We start from the raw sequence: 22,205 nt of genomic DNA on the forward strand, positions 1-22,205 counted from the left end.
AGTCAAAAAACTGATGCGAAAGCAGGCTTGCTTATGCACGCCTGCCAGTTTTTCAATTTCGTGCTGTGTATGTTGTTTTTGCTCGTGTCCCCTGTCATGGCTCAGCAGCCCATACCTTTGTCCATGCTCAAACCAGACCTGGCCATGCTGCAAAACCAGGTGCCGCAATTACCTACCCCGACGCCCGCACTGGCCCAGGATTTACGCATGGGCTACCATTATGGCGAACATCTGGTCTTCGCTGATGCCGTTACCCAGGGACGCCGCCCTGAGGTCAGTACGGGCGGCAGCCTGGCGGTACTTTATCCGGACATGGGTGAGCCTTACCGCAGTATTTTTGCCAAGATCATCGAAGGCATAGAAAGCAAGTCACGCATGCCGGTGATCAGCATGCCGATAGGCGCCAAGCTGGAAACCGCCGACTTGAATGTACAATTAAAACGTAACGGTGTCAGGGTCGTCATTGCCCTTGGCCGTCAGGGAGTCAAGCTGGCCAGTGGCCTGGACCGCGAGATTGCCGTGGTGGTTGGTGGTGTCCTGAACATCCCGGAAAGTGAAAGCCGCAGTATGACGGGCGTCAGCCTCATGCCCGATCCGGCCTTGTTGTTTACCCGCCTCAAAAGCCTGCTGCCAGGCGTCAAAAGAGTCATCGTTGTGTATGACCCCAAAAACAATGAGTCGCTGATCAAACTGGCGCGTGAGGCAGCGAAGCAGCAAGGGCTGGAGCTGGTGACCTATGAAGCCAAAGATCTTGCTGGCGCGGCCCATCAGTACGAAGCGGCCTTTGCCAGTGCAGACCGACGTGACGCCTTGTGGTTACCACAAGACTCAACGACGGTGGAGGAAGGCAGCATCCTGCCGCTGGTCCTGCGTGAGTCATGGAACCGCGGCATCCCCTTCTTTTCCAGCAGTTTTTTACACGCAAAAAAAGGCGCTTTATTCGCGCTCTATCCGAATAATCTGGAGCTGGGGCATAGCCTGGCCATGGCTGCCCATAGTGCGGTGAGTGGCGATGGCCGCAGGTCTGGTGTGTCCTTGTTGCGCGAAGTCCTGGTGGCAGTGAATTTGCGCACGGCCAGCCACATGGGTTTGAACATTGATTATCAAAGCCAGAGAAGTTTTGATTCCATCTTCCCTGAGCCTTGAAGATGACGATTGATTGTTGTTGCAGGCAGGTTGCCGTGCGCCTGCGATGTAAAGAATAAAAAGCAGAAACGAAGAGCATAGAAGTGAAAGAGCCAAGCATGTCATGCATACACGGGGATGCTGAGATGATCTTGAATATTCTGAGACAGAGTGCTGTTCACCAGCGATGCCAGATGGTGAACGGCCATAAGTAATGTGGTTCAAGTATGAAGTTTTTCAGCAATTACTTTCGCCGCACAGGTTTCAGTCTCCAGCTCACGGTCATCATCACGGCCGCTATCCTGGTGCTGGCCTTATTTTCTTCCATCATGAATTCATGGCAGGCCAGCCATCGCATGCGCGCTTACTTTGTTGTGCAAGGCCAGCAAGTGGCAGAAAATCTGGCCCGTCAAAGCCGCTTGGCCCTGTTGTACCACTCTGCTGACAATGCCAGGGAAGTGGTGGCCACCACCCTGGCTTTCCCTGATGTCCTGCAGGTAGAAATTGCCAATGCAAATCATGAGGTACTACTTTCACAAAGCAAACCTGGCGTCGTTTTGCCACCTTTGCAGGTGCATCCTGCCGGGCCATTGTCGAGTGCCAGGCTGGAACAGGAAAGTGAGCAGGACTGGCGTTTCAGCGCCCCGGTATTTGCCGGTGAAGCGGAAGCCTCACCGTTTGAAGTCCAGGAGAGCAAGCCGGAATTGTTGGGTTATGTGCATGTGGTGATCGGTAAGACCACGCTGGATAAACTGGTGTCGTCGCTGTTGATGGGCAATCTGGCCATCACTTTCTCATTCGCGTTGATCCTGCTGGCCGTGATACGCCTGATGTCCAGGCAGATGATACGTCCGCTGAACCAGTTGTCAGCCCTGATGGGCAGGGCAGAAGCGGGTGAGTCCGGCATGCGCGCCACACCTCAAGGTTCAAAAGACATCATGGAAATGGCGCATGCCTTCAACCAGATGATGGCAGTGCTGGAAGAGCGCGAGGCTGAGCTCAAGCAATCACGCGATCAGGCCTTGCATACCGCCGTCATGAAGGCGCAATTTGCTGCCACCGTCAGCCATGAAGTACGCACTCCCTTGAATGGCGTGGTTGGCATGCTCGACATGCTCAAGGAAATGCGCCTGACCCGTAGCCAGCGCGAATGCGTGGATGTAGCCTGGAATTCTTCCCAGTCCCTGATAGAACTCATTAATGACATCCTGGATTTTTCCAAGATGGAAGCGGGCAAGGTAGAGGTCGAGGAAATCGAGTTCGATTTGAATAAACTGGTGGCTGAAGTGCTGGAATTATTGTCCAAGTCTGCCCAGCAAAAAGGCTTGGAGCTTGCGTATCTGGTTGCTGATGAAGTCCCTCTGCGCATCAAGAGTGATCCTTTGCGTTTGCGCCAGATACTCATGAACCTGATAGGTAACGCCATCAAGTTTACCGAGCATGGTGAAATAGCGGTACGGGTGGTATTGAGCCAGCACCACGATCAGACAGATCCTGCTGCCACGATAAGCTTGCGTTTTGAAGTCAGCGATACTGGCATAGGCATGTCGACAGACGCCGTCGCCAATGTGTTTGAATCCTTCGCCCAGGCAGACCGTTCAACGACACGCAAATATGGTGGCACCGGCCTCGGTCTGGCTATCTGCAAGCAACTGGTGGAACTCATGCACGGCGAAATTGGTGTCAGCAGCATGCCGGGTCAGGGCAGTAATTTTTACTTCAGCATGCAATGCAGGGCCGGCAGTGCCAGCGACATCAGCAGCACTGATAAGCCAGCCCTGGCTAGCACCGAGTTGCAGGGCGAGCGTATACTCATCGTTGATCCCAGTGAGATTGTGCGCAGTTTTTTGCTGCAACAACTTTCCCGTCATGGCATGGCATGCCATGCAGTTGCCAGTGGCATGCAGGCCCTGCGCTTGCTGGATCAGGCCGTCAAAGAAGGCGCACCCCATTCCCTGGTCATCATGGATGTTGCCAGCATGGATGATGATGGCGTTGAACTGGCGCGCCGTTTGCGCAATGATCATCGTTTTAGCGGCATCCACACGCTGGCGCTGGACAGAAATGGCTGTGCAGGAGATACCAATTCCACGGCAGCAGAAATCTGCCTGAGCAAGCCCGTGCATATAGAAAAAATGCTGCAAGCCTTGCGGCATTTATTGCTGACTGAAACCCAGGTACAGTTACCAGCTGCGGCAAGCATGGTCAGGCCACCTGTGCCCATGCCTGCCAGGGATATGGACGTGGCGCGTCATCCTGCACAGGGTGGTCAGGTTGAGTGGCGCGTGCTGGTGGTTGAAGACAACCGCACTAACCAGATGGTGGCAGCGGGCATGCTGTCACTATCCGCCTGCCATTGCGAATTTGCCGGGAATGGCAAGGAAGCGGTCGAGGCCGCACGCCGCAACCGCTATGACCTGATACTCATGGATTGCAGCATGCCGGAAATGGATGGCTATGAAGCTACCGTCAGGATACGCAGTTATGAAGACGGTCTGGGCAGGCGCACACCTATCGTCGCGATGACCGCCAATACCCAGCGTGGCGATGCAGAAAAATGCCTGGCGATAGGCATGGACGATTATCTGGCCAAACCTATCACCCTGGTAGAGTTACGCCAAAAACTGGAGCGCTGGCTTACCCATGGCGGTGCAGCAGGGCGGGCCTTACCAGCGGACGGGCAATTGCAACCGCTCGACAGTAACCCACTGGACCGCATGGTGTTTGACAAGTTGCGCGACATACTGGGGCCTGGTTTGCAGCAGACAGTATCCCTGTTCCTGGAAGACACTCCAGTCTATCTGGAACAACTGAGCCAGGGCCTGCAGCAAGGCGATGCAGAAATGGTGCGTGCCATGGCACACTCCATTAAAGGAAGCAGTGGCAACCTGGGGGCCAGCAATCTCCTGCAATACGCCAAGGAAGTCGAACAACTGGCACTGGAGCGACATCTGTCAGAAATTCCTCCCTTGCTCAATAGCCTGCACCAGGCCTATGAAGCGGTAGCATCTGAACTGGGTAATGAAGTATTCCTGGAAGACCAGGGTGTCGTCAGCCATAGCCGCCATGTTGCCAAAGTACTCGTGGTGGATGATGACCGCAGCACCCGCAGCACACTGCGCCATACCCTGCAAAGAGATGGCTTCAAAGTCGAAGAGGCAGCTGATGGCTCGCAAGCCTTATTGATGCTCAAGCGCATGCGCCCCGACGTTATTCTCATGGATGCCGTCATGCCTGTCATGGATGGTTTTACCGCCTGCAGCCTGATACAGGAAATGCCGCGTGGGCGCAGCATACCGGTGTTGATGATCACCGCCCTCGAAGACAATACGTCGGTGGAAAGAGCTTTTGCTGCCGGTGCCTGCGACTATATTCCCAAACCCATCCATTTTGCCGTGTTGTCACAGCGCGTGCGCCGCATCATAGAAGCGAACCAGGCGGAAAAACGCATACGTCACCTGGCTTTCAACGATGTGCTGACTGGCTTGCCGAACCGCACACAGTTTCTGGATCAGCTAGGTCGCAGGCTGACCATGGCCAAAGAAAATGTCGAATCAGTGGCAGTACTGTTCCTTGATCTGGACAGGTTCAAGAACGTCAATGATACGCTCGGTCATGACGTCGGTGATCGCCTGCTGATCGCCGTTGCCCAGCGCATACGCCGCAGTGTGCGCAATGCCGATTGCGTGGCACGCCTGGGTGGCGATGAGTTCACCGTGGTGCTCAGCGAGCTGGCTGAACCAGCTGCCGCCGCATCGGCGGCACAAAACATTTGCCGCACGCTGGCCAAACCCTTTCAGATTGATAGTCATGATATTTTTGTGACCGCCAGCATAGGTATTTCTGTCTATCCCAGCGACGGCATGGACGTAGGCACCTTGGTCAAGCATGCAGACACTGCCATGTACCGCGCCAAGAAAACCAATACCGACTTCCAGTTTTTTGAAGCGGCAATGGAACATTCGATTTCTGAGCGGGTACGTCTGGAAAACGACCTGCGCCGTGCACTGGAGCGCAATGAGCTGGCGGTGTTTTATCAACCGCAGGCTCGCATGGACAGTGGCGAGATCATCGGTGCCGAGGCGCTGGTGCGCTGGTTCCATCCTACCCGTGGTATGGTCTCGCCATTAGAATTTATTCCCATGGCAGAAGAAACCGGCCTCATCATTGCACTCGGCGAATGGGTTTTGCGCACCGCCTGCGCGCAAATGCGCAACTGGATGGACAAGGGCATGAAGCATCTGCGGGTTGCTGTGAACCTGTCTGTCAGCCAGTTATTGCAAAAAGATTTTGCCAATACCGTGGAACAGGTCCTATTCGATACTGGCCTGCCAGCGAAAATGCTGGAGCTGGAAATCACCGAAAGCACGCTGATGGAGCATGCGCAAGATACCCTGGCCGTACTGGACCGTTTACGCAGCCTGGGTGTCAGGCTGACCATCGATGACTTTGGTACTGGCTATTCATCTTTGTCTTATCTTAAACGCTTCCCTGTTGATATCATCAAGATAGACAGGTCCTTTGTGCGTGATATTCCGGGTGATGCCGACGATGCAGCCATCGTCACTGGCATCATCGCGCTGGCACACAGCCTGCGTCTGGAAGTAGTGGCCGAAGGGGTAGAAACTCGCGAACAACTGGAATTTTTACGCGCCCAGTCCTGCGATATACTGCAAGGCTTCTATCTGAGCAAGCCTATACCGGCGCAGCAACTGGAAGACGAAATATTATCGCAAGTGGGCTGCGTATTCCTGGACCAGACAGGTAAATAAAAGCGGGGTGGAATAGCCCTGGCCTGAAAAAAATGAACAGAGACACGGATAGAATAATGAGAGCTTGCATGTCGCAGCTTCAACTCCCCAAGTGGCACACCAGGCTGATGCCGGGTTTGCTGGCTATTACCTTGTTATGCATGGGCGGCGCTGCGCAGGCACAGGCGCAGGCCCAGGCCAAACCTGATTTTTCTGAGATAGAAATCATCCATACCCTTTCAGACCGTGACAATACGGCAGCCCTCAAGCAACTGCAGGACTACAAAGACCGGCTCGGCAAAGATGCCGAGTATGTCTTGCGTGCCGAAGTCTTGAATACACTGATAGGCATCTTGTATGACGCTGGCAAGATCAAGGAGGCTGATGCCGCCAATGCAGAATTGCTGCAACTGGCAAGGGCACAAAAAGACAATGACATGATCAATATGGCGCTGATAGGCGAAGCTTTTCAGATGCTGGACCAGGGCAAGTTCGCCATGGCGCTGGTGAAGCTCAATGATATACAGCAAAGCCTGCGTGATTCAAAAAATGCTGAAGTGCTCATGCGTTTGAATATCGCCTTTGGCATGGTGCAGCTGGCGATAGGTAACTTTGACAAATCACTGCCCTATTTTCTTGAAGCACTGAAGCTGGCTGATCAGGTGCCACGCCGCAGCGCACAAGCCAGGTTGTACCGCATGGAATCCATCGCCAGACTTTACCTGAATATGCATAATGCAGAAAAGGCGCTGGAAACCACTAATGAAGCCCTGGCAATGTTGCCCGGCATAGACTCTCCCAAAATCACTTCTTCACTGCAAATGACGCGCGGCCTGTCCCTGATAGACCTGGGTCGTCATGATGAGGCACTGGAGGCCTACAAGACCGTATTGCAGATAGCCACCGATGCTGGCATGCCCGCAGTGGCCGCCACGGCGCTCGGCAATATCGCAGACTATTACCTGCATGTGCGCAAGTTTACAGAAGCTGAACGCGCCGCCCGTTTTTCACTGGAAAAAGCCCAGGTTGTGAATGATCCTTTTGCGATTGCCATTGCCAAGGCGAATATAGGCTTCGCTCTGGCCGGTCAAAAGAAATTCGCCCAAGGCATAGGCTACATCAATGAAGCCAAGAAGTTTTTCATGGAAACCGGCTCCAAGTCGGATGTGGAAAACCTGCTCAGTGAAATCGGCAATATGTATGAGGCCGCCGATATGTACAAGGAGGCGCTGGCGACGGTACGTGAGCAGCAGAAACTCAGCGATGAATTATTCCGCTCTGACCGGGCGCGTGCCGTAGCCACTTTGCAAGAGCAATTCAATGCCCAGCAAAGGAAAAAACAGATTGAATTGCTGGCGCGCGAGAACCAGCTCAAGGACGCCGATATCAAAAACCGGCAATTGCAGCAAGTAGTGCTGATGCTGGCTGCCGTCATCATGGTGATGGTCGGCATGGTGGTTTTTTTCCTGTATCGGCGAGTGCGCAAGACCAATGAAAAGCTGCGCGAAGTCAATCAACAACTCGAATTTCATGCCGTGCGTGACCCCCTCACAGGTTTGTATAACCGTCGCTCTTTTGTCGATATGATGAAGGGCAGGGCGGTCTTGCCAGAAGGCGAAAGGCGTGAGGATGCGCTGGATAATCCAGATTGCCTGATACTCATGGATATTGATCATTTTAAAAATATCAATGATAACTTTGGTCATGCAACCGGTGATGCTGTACTGGTTGAAGTAGCGCGCCGCTTGCGCAGTACTGTGCGTGACAGTGATATGGTGTTGCGCTGGGGTGGTGAAGAATTCCTGATTTATTCCCCACGCTCCAACCCTGCACAACTCAAAGGCCTGGTCGAGCGCATCTTGCGTAGCATAGGTGAAGAAAACATTCAGACTGATGGAGCAAGTGTCCCCGTCACACTCACTGCCGGTTTCATCAGCCTGCCATTTTCTGGTTTACCAGAAGTCATCTGCAATTGGGAAAAAGCCCTGCAAATTGCTGACATGGCCTTATATTTGGGCAAAGTCAATGGCCGCAACCGTGCCTATGGTGTCAGCAAATTATTGATCGCCTATGAAGAAGCCTTGCCCGTACTTGATCATGATCTGTCGGCTGCGATCAAGGCAGGTATGGTCGAGTTGATAGAGGTGCATGGGCCGGTAAATCTGCCAGAAGGCAACCTTGCTGCGTCGGCAACAGTGTCGGATGAAGAACTTGCCAGCGCCATCAAATAAAGCACTTGGGTTTAAAAAAGTCGTATAATCTGCCGTCATCGCGGTTCTGGATTTATTTCTGGAACCCGAAGAAAAAATGCTAGGGGTCCTGCCATCAATCTTGTTGGCGGGTGAGAAATACCCTCGAACCTGATCTGGATAATGCCAGCGAAGGGAAGCTGCCGAAGCTTGTGCCGCCTGTGTTATGTATTGATCTGCGCGCGCACCTGTTTTGGAAACTCCTTTGCTGGCTCCATGCCAACAAAGCAAAGGAGCCAAAATGAACGCCAACCCGCAATTCTTGTCCGCTACCGCTACGGTAGATGAGGCAGCCGTACAGCCACTGCCGAATTCCCGCAAGACTTATATACAGGGCAGCCGCCCCGATATCCGCGTACCCATGCGCGAAATCAGTCAGTCAGATACACCAGCCATGTTTGGTTCGGAAAAAAATCCACCTATCTATGTGTACGACACGTCTGGCCCTTACACCGACCCTGCCGTCAAGATCGATATCCGTTCTGGCCTGGCATCCGTTCGCGGTGCCTGGATAGCCGAGCGTAATGACACTGAAGAGCTGACTGGTCCCACATCTGAATATGGCATTGCCCGCCTGCATGACCCCAAGCTGGCCGAGCTGCGCTTCAACCTGAAACGCCTGCCACGCCGCGCTTTGGCAGGAAAAAATGTCTCGCAAATGCACTATGCACGCCAGGGCATCATCACGCCGGAAATGGAATTTGTTTCCATCCGTGAAAACTTGCGTAGAAAAGAATATCTGGAAAACCTGAAAGCTTCTGGCCCCATGGGCAGCAAGCTGGCAGAAGTCATGGGGCGCCAGCATCCTGGTCAGTCTTTTGGTGCCTCAATTCCGGCAGAAATCACGCCAGAATTCGTGCGTTCAGAAATCGCCCGTGGCCGTGCGATTATCCCCGCGAATATCAATCACCCTGAAATCGAGCCGATGATCATAGGCCGTAATTTCCTGGTCAAGATCAATGCCAATATCGGCAATTCCGCAGTGACCTCGTCCATCGGTGAAGAAGTCGAAAAAATGACCTGGGCAATACGCTGGGGTGGCGACAATGTGATGGATCTTTCCACTGGCAAGCACATCCACGAAACCCGCGAATGGATCATCCGCAATTCACCTGTGCCTATCGGTACTGTGCCCATTTATCAGGCGCTGGAAAAAGTGAACGGCAAGGCAGAAGACCTGACCTGGGAGATCTTCCGCGATACCCTCATAGAGCAAGCCGAGCAAGGTGTCGATTACTTCACCATCCATGCTGGCGTGCGCCTGCAGTATGTGCCGATGACAGCCAAGCGTTTGACTGGCATTGTGTCACGCGGTGGTTCCATCATGGCAAAATGGTGTCTGGCGCACCACAAAGAAAGTTTCCTGTACGAGCATTTCGAAGACATTTGCGACATCATGAAGGCCTATGACGTGTCCTTCAGCCTCGGTGATGGCCTGCGCCCCGGCTCCATCTATGATGCGAATGATGAAGCGCAGTTAGGTGAATTGAAAACTCTGGGCGAGCTGACTCAGATCGCCTGGAAGCATGATGTGCAAGTCATGATAGAAGGCCCCGGTCATGTACCCATGCACCTCATCAAAGAAAACATGGACCTGCAACTGGAGCAATGCCATGAAGCACCTTTCTATACCCTGGGCCCTTTGACGACCGACATCGCACCCGGTTACGACCACATCACCTCTGGTATCGGTGCCGCACAGATAGGCTGGTATGGCACGGCCATGCTGTGCTATGTGACACCGAAAGAACATCTGGGTTTGCCCAACAAGGTCGACGTCAAGGATGGCATCATCACTTACAAGATTGCTGCCCATGCAGCAGACCTGGCAAAAGGCCATCCGAGTGCGCAGATACGCGACAATGCCTTATCCAAGGCACGTTTCGAGTTTCGCTGGGAAGACCAGTTCAACATCGGCCTTGACCCCGACAAGGCACGCGAATTCCATGATGAAACACTGCCTAAAGATTCTGCCAAGGTTGCCCATTTCTGCTCCATGTGTGGCCCGCATTTCTGTTCGATGAAAATCACGCAGGAAGTGCGCGACTATGCCAATGCACAAGGTATCAGCGAGATCCAGGCACTGAAAAAAGGCATGGAAGTCAAGGCTGTTGAATTCATCAAGTCTGGTGCGGAAATCTATAAGAAGCAATAGTCATGGTGGAGATACAGCTTAATGGGGAACCACGGCAACTGAGCAGCGCGCTGCTGGCAGATTTGATTGCACAATTGAACTTGTCGCAGCAGGCGATTGCCGTGGCGGTGAACCGGCAGATTATTCCGCGGTCGCAGTGGGCGGAGCATCAGTTGCGAGTCGATGACAAGGTTGATGTGGTGAGGGCGATTGGTGGCGGATGAGTGTAGGTTGGGCTACGCTTCATCAGCCCAACACTCGGCATTCAAATAACGTGCATGTTGATTCAAGGCCCAGTGTTGGGCTGGTAAAACGTAGCCCAACCTACGGCGCTAACAGGGTGCAGTCCAATCTATGACGTATTACTTGGCCTTCACAAATTTGAAAGAATTTTATGAACACAGAAAACACACAAGGCTTAAGCATAGCCGGAAAAACCTACCGCTCCCGCCTGCTGGTTGGCAGCGGTAAATACAAAGACCTCGAACAAACCCGCCTGGCAACGGAAGCCAGTGGTGCCGACATCATCACGGTGGCAATCCGCCGTGTGAATATAGGGCAAGACCCGAATGCACCTAGCCTGCTGGACGTAGTGCCACCGAGTAAATACACCATACTGCCTAATTCAGCCGGTTGCTATAACGCTGAAGATGCAGTGTACACCCTGCAACTCGGACGTGAATTATTGGGAGGCCACAAGCTATGCAAGCTCGAAGTGTTAGGGGATGAAAAAACTTTGTTCCCGAATATGCCTGAAACCCTGAAGGCGGCCAGGACATTGGTGCAAGATGGTTTTGATGTCATGGTGTATTGCAGTGATGACCCTATACAGGCACGCATGCTGGAAGACATAGGTTGCGTTGCCATCATGCCGCTGGCTTCATTGATAGGTTCAGGTATGGGTATCTTGAATCCCTGGAATCTGTCGCTGATTATCGAGCAGTCTAAAGTGCCGGTACTGGTGGATGCTGGTGTAGGTACTGCGTCGGATGCCGCCATCGCGATGGAACTGGGTTGCGATGGCGTATTGATGAATACCGCGATTGCAGGTGCCCGAGACCCGGTACGCATGGCGCGCGCCATGGGCCTGGCGGTGGAAGCTGGACGTGAGGCATTCCTGGCGGGGCGTATGCCACGCAAGTTTGCGGCTTCACCATCATCCCCGATGGCTGGTCGCATTGTCTGATATTCGTTTGATGGCCGTTGAATGAAAACGATTACGCGTCCCTGTGTGCTGGTATTTGCCGGGCATGATCCCAGTGGCGGTGCAGGCATACAGGCAGATATAGAAGCCATTGCTGCGCAAGGTGCGCATGCCTTGCCGGTGATTACTGCGTTGACAGTACAGGACAATGACCATGCCTATGCGGTGCATGCCGTTGACGTGCAAATCATCTTGCAGCAAGCCATGACCCTGGTGGCAAAAATGCCGGCCAAGGTCGTCAAGCTGGGCATCGTCGCACATAAAAAGAATGCCACGGCGATTGCCAGTTTTATCCAGAAAATGAAACTGCAACAGCCTGATTTGCAAGTCATCGTTGATACTGTATTGGGCAGCGGTCATGGTGACAGTCTGTCTCTCGATAACCCGGTAGAGGCGATTGAACCTTTACTCAAAGTCGCAACCTTGATCACACCGAATTTGCCTGAACTAAAACGCCTGTCACCACAGTTTATGGATATGCAGGCACAGGTAGAAAACCTCATGCAAACCTATGCGGCGGATGTTTTGCTCAAAGGTGGGCATGCAACAGAAGCGCAGGTTAAAAATATCTGGTTCCAGCATGGACAATGGCAGACTGCACAAGAATGGTTGTGGCCGCGTTTGCCCGGTGAATTTCACGGCAGTGGCTGCACCCTGGCGTCGGCGATTGCTGGGCAACTGGCAATTGGCGCCAGCTTGCCTGTAGCGCTGCAACAGGCGCAAAGCTATACCCAGCAGAGTTTGCGACATGCGTATGCGATTGCCGCGGGGCAGCTCATTCCGGCACGCCAGCCAGTTCTGACTACAAGAAAGAAATCATGAATAATTTGAGCAAGCATCAACTCAGCGGCCTGTACATCGTGACCCCCGACTGGGACGATACGGCGAAACTGCTTGAAATCACCGAACAGGCTTTGCTGGGCGGCGCAAATGTCGTGCAATACCGCCACAAAACTGCCAGCGATGAATTGCGCAAGACTCAGGCATTGGCCTTGCTGGAACTCTGCCGCCGCTTTAACAAGCCCTTCATCATTAATGACCACCTGCAACTCTGTCTTGATATTGATGCGGATGGTTTGCATGTAGGCGGCACCGATATCTCAGTGGCCGATGCCAGGGCAAAGCTGGGCGCGGACAAAATACTGGGTGCGTCCTGCTATGGTGACCTGGAACTGGCTCGTACCGCCATTCAGGGTGACGCGAGTTATATTGCCTTTGGCGGTTTCTACCCTTCCCGTATCAAGAAATATGCAGTGACGACACCCGCCAGCATAGTTGGAGATGCGGTCAGGGAATTTGATGTCCCAAATGTCGTCATCGGTGGCATGACACTGGAGAATTGCCAGACCTTGCTCGTACAAGGCGCGCACATGGTGGCGGCAATCAGTAGCGTGTATATGGCAGAGCAGCCGCAACAGGCGGCGCGGGCATTTGCCAGCTTGTTTGCTTAGTTTGGTTACGCAACGGATTTCAATTATCGACGGGCTCAAAAACTGCTCAAAGACATGCCGGGACTTCAAGTATTTATTGTTTGGGGTTTTCTCCCGTGACAGGGTTTTCTGTGCCGCCAGCGGTTTGCTGGTCCAGTTCCTCGACCTTTAATAATTCTGCCGTAGTCAGGATGCCGACGCTGATAATATCGTGGCCTTCTATGGTGTCGCATTTGCGCGGATTGGCCAGCGTGCCTTCCGTGCAAAAGCGGATATTGCCCTTCTTCTTGTCAGCACCTGGATAATAGAACAGCATCATGTCGCTGGCTTTTTTGATATACATGGCCTGATCCAGTAATTCTTCCGGGAATTTTCCCTCAGTGGCTTTTAACAACCATTCACGCAATTTGGGGATGGCTTCGGTACTGACTTCGCGGGTTTCCTTATTGTGCGGTCCATGAAAACCCAGTCGTGTGCGAGCCAGGTTCTTGCTATCAAGCATACGTCTTTCCGTGCCTGCCATGAACATGATGGCGCAAGAAGAAAAGCAATTGCCCTGAACGGCAGTATTGATTTTTCTGCCTTTGATAAGCTGGGCAATGCCATATGCAGCACCCAGGTCACCGCCTGGGCTTTCAGTCAAAACGACATTGTGCACTTCACCAGCAGACAGATTGCGGCGAAAGCGTTGTGTGTCATCTGCTTCTACCTTGCCATATAAAATCAAGGTGTCATTTGACCTGAGCATGGTCATGGCAACAGCAGGTGCGCCTTGGAAAAACAGGCTAGTGGTCAGCAATGCAAGCAAACGATTCGGGCGCATCATGTTTTATAGTGAAATAATTGAAGCAGCATTATCCTTTGCTTGTGCTGGCAGGGCAATCTTCTATTTGATGGGCTCAAGTTGTTCCATCGTTCGTAATAGCTTTTCTGTCGTTGCTGAAGTCGCTGCTTGCATGGGTGCGCGCAGATTGACCTGTATGAGCCCCGATGCTGCCAGCGCAGCTTTCAGCGGGGCAGGATTGGGCTCATCAAACAAGGCCTGCATCAATGGCAGCAGGCGATAAAAAATTATCCTTGCCTGCGCAAGCTCACCGGCAATGATCAGTGCTTGCAGACGTAAAAAAAGATCAGGGCGCACATGGGCTGATGCCAGTATGCCGCCTGCACCGCCCACGCATAGGGTAGAAAACAATTGATGGTCTTCCCCGGTCAGCACCTGTATGTCGCCATCCATGATGAGTTGCATGGTGGCTTGCAGATTGCCGCCGCAATCCTTGATGGCGACGATGTTTGGATGTTTTGCCAATTGCTGTAGAGTGGGTAATTCCATATTCACTCCCGTGCGGTAAGGAATGTTGTACAGCAGTACCGGCACAGCAGAGGCCTCAGCAATTTCATGGAAGTAATGCAATATGCCTGCCTGTGATGGTCGTATGTAATACGGTGGCGTGACCAGTACTCCAGCGACCTGTCTTTGCCCTATGGCTGCCAGCCTGTGCAAGACTTGCCCCATGTGGTTGCCGCTCAAGCCCATGATGACTTGATGGGCAGGCACCACGGCCAGCGTTGCATCCAGCACCTGCAATTGTTCTTCTTCACTGAGGGCAGCAGCTTCACCGGTGGAACCACAGACGACCAGGCCAGTGACGCCTTCCTTGATCAACTTGCTGGCCAGTGCCTGCAGAGCGGGGAGATCCACTGCCGCGTCTGGGCCATTGCAAAATGGCGTTATCAAGGCGACCCAGATGCCAGAAAAATCGTCGCGCCTTGCCTGGTGGACAGTTTTAATATGAGTATTACTGGAGTTGCTCATGTTGCTATTGCTATTCCTGCTGGACATACCTGTTCTCCTGTGGACCGGTTAAAGACCCGCAGGGAGTTGACATGGAACGCAAAGGGGGAGAGTACCGTTTTTGCCATCCTGTCAGCTCACCTGACGGGACAGCACGCCCCGGTCAGATGAGCGTCTGTTTCTTGGCTTTAGCAAAGACCATACACAAAGCAGTGCTGCCTTGTGCGTGTAACTGATCTTTGGTTTGAATTTGCATCATGAAAATGAGAGTAAAATTTCTATTGCGATTGAAATGATTATCTGCTGATGGACGCTTGTCTGTCAAGGATACATTCTGGAAGAAAATTTCCGCTGTCCGGGAGCTGCTTAAAGCGTAGTCGGCATAGTCCCGTATAATCTGACTATGCAAAATTTACTCCACAATTTAAATCCCGAACAACTTGCTGCCGTGACGCTGCCGGCACAGTCTGCCCTGATTTTGGCTGGCGCAGGTTCCGGCAAGACACGTGTGCTGACTACCCGCATCGCCTGGCTGATACAGACTGGCCAGGTCTCGCCCGGTGGTATTTTGGCAGTGACCTTTACCAATAAGGCCGCCAAGGAAATGCTGACGCGTCTGTCTGTGATGTTGCCGATTAATACACGCGGCATGTGGATAGGCACTTTCCATGGCTTGTGTAACCGCCTCTTGCGCGCTCATCACCGCGATGCCGGTTTGCCATCGACTTTCCAGATTCTTGATTCTGGCGACCAGTTATCCTTCATCAAGCGTTTGCTGAAGGCTAACAATATCGACGATGAAAAATTTCCGCCCAAGACCCTGATGTATTTCATCAATGGTGCGAAGGATCAGGGTTTGCGTGCTGCGCAAGTCGATGCCTATGACGATTTCAACCGCAAGCTGGTGGGCTTGTATGATCTGTATGACACGCAATGCCAGCGTGAAGGGGTGGTTGATTTTGCTGAGCTCTTGTTGCGTACTTATGAATTGCTGAGCCGTAACCAGCCTTTGCGTGAGCATTACCAGGACAGATTCCGTCATATCCTCGTCGATGAGTTCCAGGATACCAATGACCTGCAATACAAATGGTTGAAACTGATGGCTGGCGAGGGTGGTAAAAAAGGTGCCGCGGTATTTGCCGTTGGCGACGATGACCAAAGTATCTATGCCTTCCGTGGTGCCAATGTCGGTAATATGTCAGCCTTTGAGCGTGAATTTCAGGTGCAGAACCTGATCAAACTCGAGCAGAATTACCGCTCTCACGGACACATCCTCGACAGTGCCAATGTACTGATAGAACATAATAGCAAACGCCTGGGCAAGAATTTGCGTACCGACGCCGGTCATGGTGAACCTGTGCGCATCATGGAATCCAGTAGTGATATACAAGAAGCCAACTGGATCATAGAAGAAGCCAAGAACCTGATACGTGAAGGTTCATTGCGCAGCGAGATCGCGATTCTGTACCGTTCGAATGCACAGTCACGCGTGATTGAGCATGCATTGTTTACAGCGAATATCCCTTACCGTGTATATGGTGGCCAGCGCTTTTTCGAGCGTGCCGAGATCAAGCATGCCATCGCCTATCTGCAATTGATGGATAACCCGCATAATGATTCGGCCTTTTTGCGCGTGGTGAACTTCCCTACCCGCGGTATTGGTGCACGTTCGCTGGAGCAATTGCAGGATGTCGCCAGGCAGCAGAATATGTCCATGTATGCAGCAGTACCTTATGTGGCTGGCAAAGCTGGTTCTTCTTTGGCAAATTTCGTCAAGCTCATTGAAGGTGCCCGTTTTGAAACCCAGAATCTGCCTTTGCCCGAGATGGTCAAGATCGTGCTGGAAGTCAGCAGCCTGCTGACGCATTACCAAACTGAAAAAGAAGGCGCAGACCGAATAGAAAACCTGGAACAGCTCGTCAGCGCTGCAACCCTGTTCGTGTCGGAAGAAGGTTTTAACAAAGAAGCGCCAGCCTTTGCGGGCCCAGCCAGTAGCGCAGCAGTCTTGCTCGACAGCGGGAATGGCGATCAGATCATTGATGCCGACGCAGCTTTGCCAACGGTGATGTCACCGCTGTCTGCGTTCTTGTCACATGCGTCTCTCGAAGCGGGTGATAACCAGGCACAGGCCGGGCAAGACGCCATGCAGCTGATGACCGTGCATTCCGCCAAGGGGCTGGAATTTGATGCGGTATTTATTACCGGACTCGAAGAAGGCTTGTTCCCACATGAGAACAGTGCGCAGGAAGAAAGCGGGGTGGAAGAAGAACGTCGTCTTATGTACGTGGCGATTACGCGTGCGCGCAAGCGCCTGTACCTGAGTTTTTCACAAACCCGCATGCTGCATGGCCAGACCCGTTACAACATGCGTTCCCGCTTCCTTGATGAATTGCCTGAGGAGTCCTTGAAGTGGCTGACCCCGCGTGTACAGCCGACCTGGTTTGGCAATAAAAAATCCGCCTGGGATGAGGCGCCGGATGATGCAGCCAACCGTATCGCACAGACTTTTAAGAAGAGCAATGACAGCATGAGCTGGCGCATAGGCCAAAATGTGGGGCATGCAAAATTTGGTGAAGGTGTCATTGTGAATCTGAATGGCGGCGGTGGCAGTGGCAGCCTGAGAGCGCAAATTAATTTCGGCAAGTTTGGCATGAAGGAGCTGGACTTGAGCATCGCCAAGCTGGAAAAAATATAAGTAAAAGACTAACGCGCAGTCCAGAGGCTGCGCGTTAGTTGCTCAATTGCCCGGTTGCTCAAGTTCATAGGTTAGCCTTCACCTTTTTTTGCTTTTCAAGGTTTTCGGGCTTAAATATAGTAAGCCGTCGTCGTCATGACTTTGGCCATGAGTTTCATGCCTGCCTGCACGGGAGCGGCGAGTGCGCTGGCACCCAAAGCCTGCGCCGCTGCACCGTGGGCAATTTCATCCACGCGCATTTGTTCTACCACGGCGCGTGAGCGCTGGTCTTTTGCCGGTAATTTCTTGAGGTGACTGGACAGGTGTGCTTCTACCTGTTTTTCCGTTTCAACAACAAACCCGAGGCTGACTGCATCGCCAAACCTGGCGGCCAGTGTGCCGCAGGCATAGGCTCCCGCATACCACAGTGGATTCAGGAAGCTGGTATGTGAATTCAGCTCATGCAGTCTTTTTGCTGTCCAGGCCAGGTGGTCTTCTTCTTCTATGCCAGAAAGCTGGAATTGTTGCTGTATATCTTTAGTATGCGCATTCGCTCCCTGTGAGTCGTACAGGGCCTGGGCGCAAATTTCACCGACATGATTGACGCGCATCAAACCTGCGCTATGGGATTTTTCCTGTTCTGACAAATGGCCATCGGGCAAATCTTGGCCAGGATAAGCGCGCCTGGCCAAGGCCTGGCCGCTGATTACGCGCAAGGCGCGGTCAAACTTGCCTATGAGTTGATCCAGGTTTAGCTTGGGGGATGTTGTTGGAAGATTCATATTGTTTTTGAGCATGTGATGATGGGGCCGGTGAGCAATATCAGGCTGGAAAGTGCCTATTGTAGAAAGGATTAGGGATTCGCGCCATCAGACCAAGTCTGGAAACCTACAGAAAACTTAAGATTGTAATAATAAGAAAGTAGATGCTTGTTGCGATAACGCCACATAAAATTTGCTTAAAAACGATCGTTCGCAAATTCTCTTTGCCCTAATACCTTTAATTTGTTTCAATGGAATCTAGCTTCTTAATCAGCAGGTTTCGAAGTCTTGGCAAGACTAAATTCGTAAAATAATGGCCGAAGCTTTTCAGGTGTGGCCGCATAAATTAATAATTTTGGAGACGCTTTCAATGAAAAAATCGATACTGGCATTCGCAGTCTTGAGCGCATTTGCAGCAACCGCTTCCGCACAATCTTCAGTCGTCATCTACGGTATCATTGACGCAGCCGTTGTAGCTACTACCAACCAGACACCAACTGGTGGTTCTAAATTCTCCATGGATGCTGGTCAGTTACTGACCTCCCGTTGGGGTATCAAAGGTTCTGAGGACCTGGGTGGCGGTTTGAAAGCTAACTTCAATCTCGAAGGCACACTGGCCAATGACACAGGTACTGCAGGTGCCGGTTTTGGCGGTAATGTATTTAATCAGGCCGGTAACAATACATCCCTGTTTGACCGTCTGGCATGGGTAGGTTTGTCTGGCGATTTCGGTACAGTCACTCTGGGCCGTAACAATATTCTGGGTGTGGATTCTGTCGGTCTGGCGGATCCTATCAGCCTGGCACACGCAGGTTCCAATCCTAACGTGATGTTCAGTGCCCTGAATGCAGGCGCATTCTTTGGTGGCTTCGGTACCAACCAGGGTGGTACTGCTCTGCGTCAAAACAATTCCATCAAATATGTATCTCCATTGATGTCTGGCTTCGGCGGTGCGTTGATGTACGGCTTCGGTGAAAAAGCGGGCGACAATAGTGCCAGCAACTATGCTGGTCTGTCTGGCTTCTTCACAGATGGTACGAACGGTGCAGCGCTGTCATACGCAAAACTGCGTGATAATGCCAATGTCTCCAACCTGTCTGGCTGGGCTGGCGGCGCCAAGTTCAAAGTTGCCCCTTCTGTGATGTTGCGTGGTACTTACTCCAGCAACAAAGTTGAAGGCAATGTGAAGATTGATGCATTGCCAAGCGCAAATGGCCGCAAGATTGCTGTCATAGGCCTGGGTGCAGACTTCTTCTTGTCTGATCAAACGACATTGACTACTGCTTATTACAACACCAAACGCTCTGGCGATATCGACGGCAAAGCTGATCAGTACATCTTGCTGGGTAAATATGCATTCAGCAAACGTACAACTGCTTATGCTTCTCTGACATATGCAAAAGCTGGTTCTGTTAATGCACAAGATGTGTCACTGGCATTGGGTATCATTGGTGCAGGCAATAGTTCTGCAACACGTACAGCAGTAGGCGTATTGCACGCATTCTGATTGTAAATAGCTGGTTTTACTTGCAAAGGTCGCTCAAGGCGACCTTTGCAATTTTGTTTTTGTTTCATTTTTATTGCTAATGATGTAATTTTTCAGCCTTTGTCCTGCATTCTCTATGTTATTTAAATTGCATTAAAATTATTGCCTTTAGTGCAATATTTGTTGCTTATTCGAGACAAAACACCTCCATATTCCCTCCAAAAGCCGATTTAGCTTGGCTGCCTGACACCATTTTTGGTCAAATACGTTAACTTCTTTTTAGCTGTCTTGTCGGTTCTTAAGTATTAGCGCGTTTCGTACGATCAATTTTTTGGCTCTGTTTTGCGCGAACTGTGCTTAATGTAGTTCATATCAATGTGAAATCCTTTGGAGAAATATCAATGAAAAAATCACTCATCGCTCTGTCAGTTTTGGCTGCTGTTGCTGGTACAGCGCAAGCTCAATCTTCCGTCACTATCTACGGTGTAGTTGATATGGCTTTGCAACATCAAAACACTGGCGATCCTGCTGGCTCCACAATTGGTCTGGATAGTGGTATTCAATCCGGTTCCCGTCTGGGCTTCAAAGGTTCTGAAGACCTGGGTGGCGGTCTGAAAGCAAATTTCCAATTGGAAATGGGTATCAATGCTGATACAGGTAGCTCCGCTCAAGGTGGTCGTGCATTCGGTCGTCAAGCTTACGTAGGTTTGTCTGGTGATTTCGGTGCGGTTAACTTCGGCCGTCAATACACACCAGCATTCGTTGCCATTGACAGCTTCGATCCGTTCGGCACTGGTATCACCAGCGGTACAGCAGGTAGTGGTACTTCCGGCCTGGGCGCTGCAGCTTACTTCGACCACGGTGGCGTTCGTATCAACAACTCCGCTATCTACAACACAACTAACCTGGGTGGTTTCACAGGTACTCTGGCTTATGGCTTCGGTGAAGTTGCTGGTAACACAACAGCTGGCCGTTACATCGGTTTCTCTGGTGCTTACTCTGCTGGTCCTCTGTTTGCTGAACTGGCATACAGCAATGCACAAAACGCTACTGGTTCCAATGCAACCAAGAGCTACTTGCTGGCCGGTACATACAACTTTGACGTAGTCACAGCACACGCTGGTTTCTCCTCCATCAAAGATGATGGCACAGGCGCAGCTGCTCTGGATCGTCGCGTATGGTTGCTGGGTGCGACAGTACCAGTTGGTTCTGGCAATATCATCGCCAGCTACATCCGTTCCACTAACCAAAACAGTTTGTTGAAAGCTGCTAACGGTACACAATTGGCTTTGGGTTATACATACTCCCTGTCCAAGCGTACTAACCTGTACACTTCGATCTCCCGTGCAAGCAACGACGCAAACATCAACCTGGGTAGCGCTGATTCTTCAGCAACTTTCCATCCAGTTCCTAACGGCGCTGATGTACGTCTGGTTAACGTTGGTATCCGTCACAAGTTCTAATTTAATGCTGACTTAGGTCAGTATTAAAAAGAAGTTGGCAAGATTGAGAAAGCACTCCTGGTGAGTGCTTTCTCTTTGTGTGTTTAGCTTGTGGGTAATTGCCTGCAATTCTGGCGGTGCTGAACAGGCAAGGCAAATGCGCTTTTGCAAAATTAAAAAGGCTGACATGGCTTACATGTCAGTCTTTTTAATTTTGGCTATTCGTAATTGTTGAGGATGCAGTCTTATTGCTGCGGGTTTATATGCAGACTTAGCTGCTTTTAAGCAAAGCTAACGCTCAGGCCTGGTAGCGGGATACCAGAAAATGCCGTTCCCCAGGTTTGCCCGGCTTGTACCGGGTAAGCATCAGTCCAGGTACCTGTGGTGATAATTTCACCTGCCTGCAAAGGTAGAAACTGCGGCTGCTTTTGCAACAGGCCATGCAGATGCCAGATCGCATGCAAAGGACTGTCCAATACATTGCTGCCATAACCAGCACTTAGCAAGGTCCCATCGCATGACAGCGAGACGCTGGCATTGGCCAGCAGCTCAGCCAGATGCTGGCGGCTGGCGCTCGACAAGATACGTGGCTCGCCTATCAGCAGGGTACCGTGCAGGCCCAGTGCGGCTATCGCATCGGCAGCCTCAAACTTCCAGTCAGGGTAGGGACTGACGACGATTTCTATGCCGTGTGCCATCCATTCCAGGCAATCTGCCAGCTCTTCCATGCAGGCGTTGGCAGCCGGCGTCCTGCCCAGCTTGAATACCACTTCTGGTTCTATGCGTGGTTGCAAAGCACCTGTCAGGCTTTGGTAGGCGTGGTTGTCTTCAACATAGCGCACCGTACTGTCAAACAGGCTGCTCCAGATCGGTTCGCAGATGGCAGCTTTCTCGCCGTATTTGTTCCACAGCTTGCGGTTGGTGAAACCGAGTTTACGGCCGATGCATGTTTCGCCTTCGGCAGCGCGTATGATGTCGGATGCTTTGGCGATGTCATAAGCGTCGTTAATACTCAGTTCAAATTGCCAGCTCAGGGGGTTAATATGCTGGGTTCGCGCCCTTGCCTCAAGGACGGTATAAGCATGTTGTTCAGCTTGTAAGGACATGGCATCAAATTTGGTTGGATTGAGCACAACTATGGAGCAGGTGGAATA

15 protein-coding genes and 1 riboswitch are annotated in these 22,205 nt (G+C 51.8%); of the genes, 11 read left to right on the forward strand and 4 right to left on the reverse strand.

Going from position 1 to position 22,205, the window contains the following annotated elements; translation table 11 throughout:
- Window positions 1-69 precede the first annotated feature (69 nt).
- The 8 genes from ACO0LG_RS06355 (at window position 70) to thiE (ending at window position 12,914) form a co-directional block, all read left to right on the forward strand.
- On the forward strand, window positions 70-1,146 hold the full coding sequence (locus ACO0LG_RS06355) for an ABC transporter substrate-binding protein (RefSeq protein ID WP_423024456.1): 1,077 nt from the start codon (window positions 70-72) through the stop codon (window positions 1,144-1,146).
- A 206-nt stretch (window positions 1,147-1,352) separates the two neighbouring features.
- Window positions 1,353-5,897 carry an EAL domain-containing protein gene (locus tag ACO0LG_RS06360; protein WP_423024458.1) on the forward strand — a complete coding sequence of 1,515 codons (4,545 nt, stop codon included), beginning with the start codon at window positions 1,353-1,355 and terminating at the stop codon, window positions 5,895-5,897.
- 68 nt (window positions 5,898-5,965) lie between these two features.
- The gene (locus ACO0LG_RS06365; RefSeq protein WP_423024460.1) at window positions 5,966-8,107 is read left to right on the forward strand and encodes a tetratricopeptide repeat-containing diguanylate cyclase; all 2,142 of its coding nucleotides are present in this window, start codon (window positions 5,966-5,968) and stop codon (window positions 8,105-8,107) included.
- A 71-nt stretch (window positions 8,108-8,178) separates the two neighbouring features.
- Window positions 8,179-8,280, forward strand: a riboswitch (TPP riboswitch).
- 86 nt (window positions 8,281-8,366) lie between these two features.
- Entirely contained in the window at window positions 8,367-10,280 is a 1,914-nt protein-coding gene (gene thiC / locus ACO0LG_RS06370; protein WP_423024462.1) for a phosphomethylpyrimidine synthase ThiC, read from the forward strand.
- Window positions 10,281-10,282: 2 nt separating this feature from the next.
- Window positions 10,283-10,483: a sulfur carrier protein ThiS gene (gene thiS / locus ACO0LG_RS06375; protein WP_423024464.1), complete on the forward strand. Its 201-nt coding sequence runs from the start codon at window positions 10,283-10,285 to the stop codon at window positions 10,481-10,483.
- Window positions 10,484-10,653: 170 nt separating this feature from the next.
- A complete protein-coding gene (locus tag ACO0LG_RS06380; protein ID WP_423024466.1) occupies window positions 10,654-11,445 on the forward strand; it encodes a thiazole synthase in 792 nt (263 codons plus the stop codon).
- Window positions 11,446-11,466: 21 nt separating this feature from the next.
- Window positions 11,467-12,285: a bifunctional hydroxymethylpyrimidine kinase/phosphomethylpyrimidine kinase gene (gene thiD / locus ACO0LG_RS06385; protein WP_423024467.1), complete on the forward strand. Its 819-nt coding sequence runs from the start codon at window positions 11,467-11,469 to the stop codon at window positions 12,283-12,285.
- Window positions 12,282-12,914, forward strand: coding sequence for a thiamine phosphate synthase (gene thiE, locus ACO0LG_RS06390; RefSeq protein ID WP_423024469.1), 633 nt, complete (start codon window positions 12,282-12,284; stop codon window positions 12,912-12,914). Before thiD ends, thiE begins: the two co-directional genes overlap by 4 nt.
- A gap of 73 nt (window positions 12,915-12,987) precedes the next feature.
- Here thiE and ACO0LG_RS06395 read toward each other — a convergent pair whose 3' ends face one another.
- Both ACO0LG_RS06395 and dapA read right to left on the reverse strand, forming a co-directional pair.
- The gene (locus tag ACO0LG_RS06395; RefSeq protein ID WP_423024471.1) at window positions 12,988-13,719 is read right to left on the reverse strand and encodes a hypothetical protein; all 732 of its coding nucleotides are present in this window, start codon (window positions 13,717-13,719) and stop codon (window positions 12,988-12,990) included.
- A gap of 60 nt (window positions 13,720-13,779) precedes the next feature.
- Window positions 13,780-14,709, reverse strand: coding sequence for a 4-hydroxy-tetrahydrodipicolinate synthase (gene dapA / locus ACO0LG_RS06400; RefSeq protein WP_423025559.1), 930 nt, complete (start codon window positions 14,707-14,709; stop codon window positions 13,780-13,782).
- 382 nt (window positions 14,710-15,091) lie between these two features.
- Here dapA and ACO0LG_RS06405 point away from each other — a divergent pair, with 382 nt between their 5' ends.
- Window positions 15,092-17,383, forward strand: coding sequence for a UvrD-helicase domain-containing protein (locus ACO0LG_RS06405; protein ID WP_423024473.1), 2,292 nt, complete (start codon window positions 15,092-15,094; stop codon window positions 17,381-17,383).
- 110 nt (window positions 17,384-17,493) lie between these two features.
- On the opposite strand, the gene coq7 is transcribed toward ACO0LG_RS06405, so the two are convergent.
- Complete coding sequence (coq7, locus tag ACO0LG_RS06410) at window positions 17,494-18,159, reverse strand: 2-polyprenyl-3-methyl-6-methoxy-1,4-benzoquinone monooxygenase (protein ID WP_423024475.1); 666 nt, start codon at window positions 18,157-18,159, stop codon at window positions 17,494-17,496.
- 334 nt (window positions 18,160-18,493) lie between these two features.
- Between coq7 and ACO0LG_RS06415 the strand changes: the two genes are divergently transcribed.
- Complete coding sequence (locus ACO0LG_RS06415) at window positions 18,494-19,630, forward strand: porin (RefSeq protein WP_423024477.1); 1,137 nt, start codon at window positions 18,494-18,496, stop codon at window positions 19,628-19,630.
- A gap of 380 nt (window positions 19,631-20,010) precedes the next feature.
- The gene (locus tag ACO0LG_RS06420; RefSeq protein WP_423024479.1) at window positions 20,011-21,072 is read left to right on the forward strand and encodes a porin; all 1,062 of its coding nucleotides are present in this window, start codon (window positions 20,011-20,013) and stop codon (window positions 21,070-21,072) included.
- Window positions 21,073-21,332: 260 nt separating this feature from the next.
- Here ACO0LG_RS06420 and ACO0LG_RS06425 read toward each other — a convergent pair whose 3' ends face one another.
- Complete coding sequence (locus ACO0LG_RS06425) at window positions 21,333-22,157, reverse strand: 2-keto-4-pentenoate hydratase (protein WP_423024481.1); 825 nt, start codon at window positions 22,155-22,157, stop codon at window positions 21,333-21,335.
- Window positions 22,158-22,205: the final 48 nt, after the last annotated feature.

Origin of the sequence: Undibacterium sp. Ji42W (genome assembly GCF_049340405.1) — a bacterium.
Taxonomy (GTDB): domain Bacteria; phylum Pseudomonadota; class Gammaproteobacteria; order Burkholderiales; family Burkholderiaceae_D; genus Undibacterium.

Excerpts from the sequence above, each read along its gene's own strand:
- ACO0LG_RS06355 (WP_423024456.1), top strand. The coding sequence starts at position 70 with ATGTTGTTTTTGCTCGTGTCCCCTGTCATGGCTCAGCAGCCCATACCT.
- ACO0LG_RS06360 (WP_423024458.1), top strand. The coding sequence starts at position 1,353 with ATGAAGTTTTTCAGCAATTACTTTCGCCGCACAGGTTTCAGTCTCCAG.
- ACO0LG_RS06365 (WP_423024460.1), top strand. The coding sequence starts at position 5,966 with ATGTCGCAGCTTCAACTCCCCAAGTGGCACACCAGGCTGATGCCGGGT.
- thiC (WP_423024462.1), top strand. The coding sequence starts at position 8,367 with ATGAACGCCAACCCGCAATTCTTGTCCGCTACCGCTACGGTAGATGAG.
- thiS (WP_423024464.1), top strand. The coding sequence starts at position 10,283 with ATGGTGGAGATACAGCTTAATGGGGAACCACGGCAACTGAGCAGCGCG.
- ACO0LG_RS06380 (WP_423024466.1), top strand. The coding sequence starts at position 10,654 with ATGAACACAGAAAACACACAAGGCTTAAGCATAGCCGGAAAAACCTAC.
- thiD (WP_423024467.1), top strand. The coding sequence starts at position 11,467 with ATGAAAACGATTACGCGTCCCTGTGTGCTGGTATTTGCCGGGCATGAT.
- thiE (WP_423024469.1), top strand. The coding sequence starts at position 12,282 with ATGAATAATTTGAGCAAGCATCAACTCAGCGGCCTGTACATCGTGACC.
- ACO0LG_RS06395 (WP_423024471.1), bottom strand. The coding sequence starts at position 13,719 with ATGATGCGCCCGAATCGTTTGCTTGCATTGCTGACCACTAGCCTGTTT.
- dapA (WP_423025559.1), bottom strand. The coding sequence starts at position 14,709 with ATGAGCAACTCCAGTAATACTCATATTAAAACTGTCCACCAGGCAAGG.
- ACO0LG_RS06405 (WP_423024473.1), top strand. The coding sequence starts at position 15,092 with ATGCAAAATTTACTCCACAATTTAAATCCCGAACAACTTGCTGCCGTG.
- coq7 (WP_423024475.1), bottom strand. The coding sequence starts at position 18,159 with ATGCTCAAAAACAATATGAATCTTCCAACAACATCCCCCAAGCTAAAC.
- ACO0LG_RS06415 (WP_423024477.1), top strand. The coding sequence starts at position 18,494 with ATGAAAAAATCGATACTGGCATTCGCAGTCTTGAGCGCATTTGCAGCA.
- ACO0LG_RS06420 (WP_423024479.1), top strand. The coding sequence starts at position 20,011 with ATGAAAAAATCACTCATCGCTCTGTCAGTTTTGGCTGCTGTTGCTGGT.
- ACO0LG_RS06425 (WP_423024481.1), bottom strand. The coding sequence starts at position 22,157 with ATGTCCTTACAAGCTGAACAACATGCTTATACCGTCCTTGAGGCAAGG.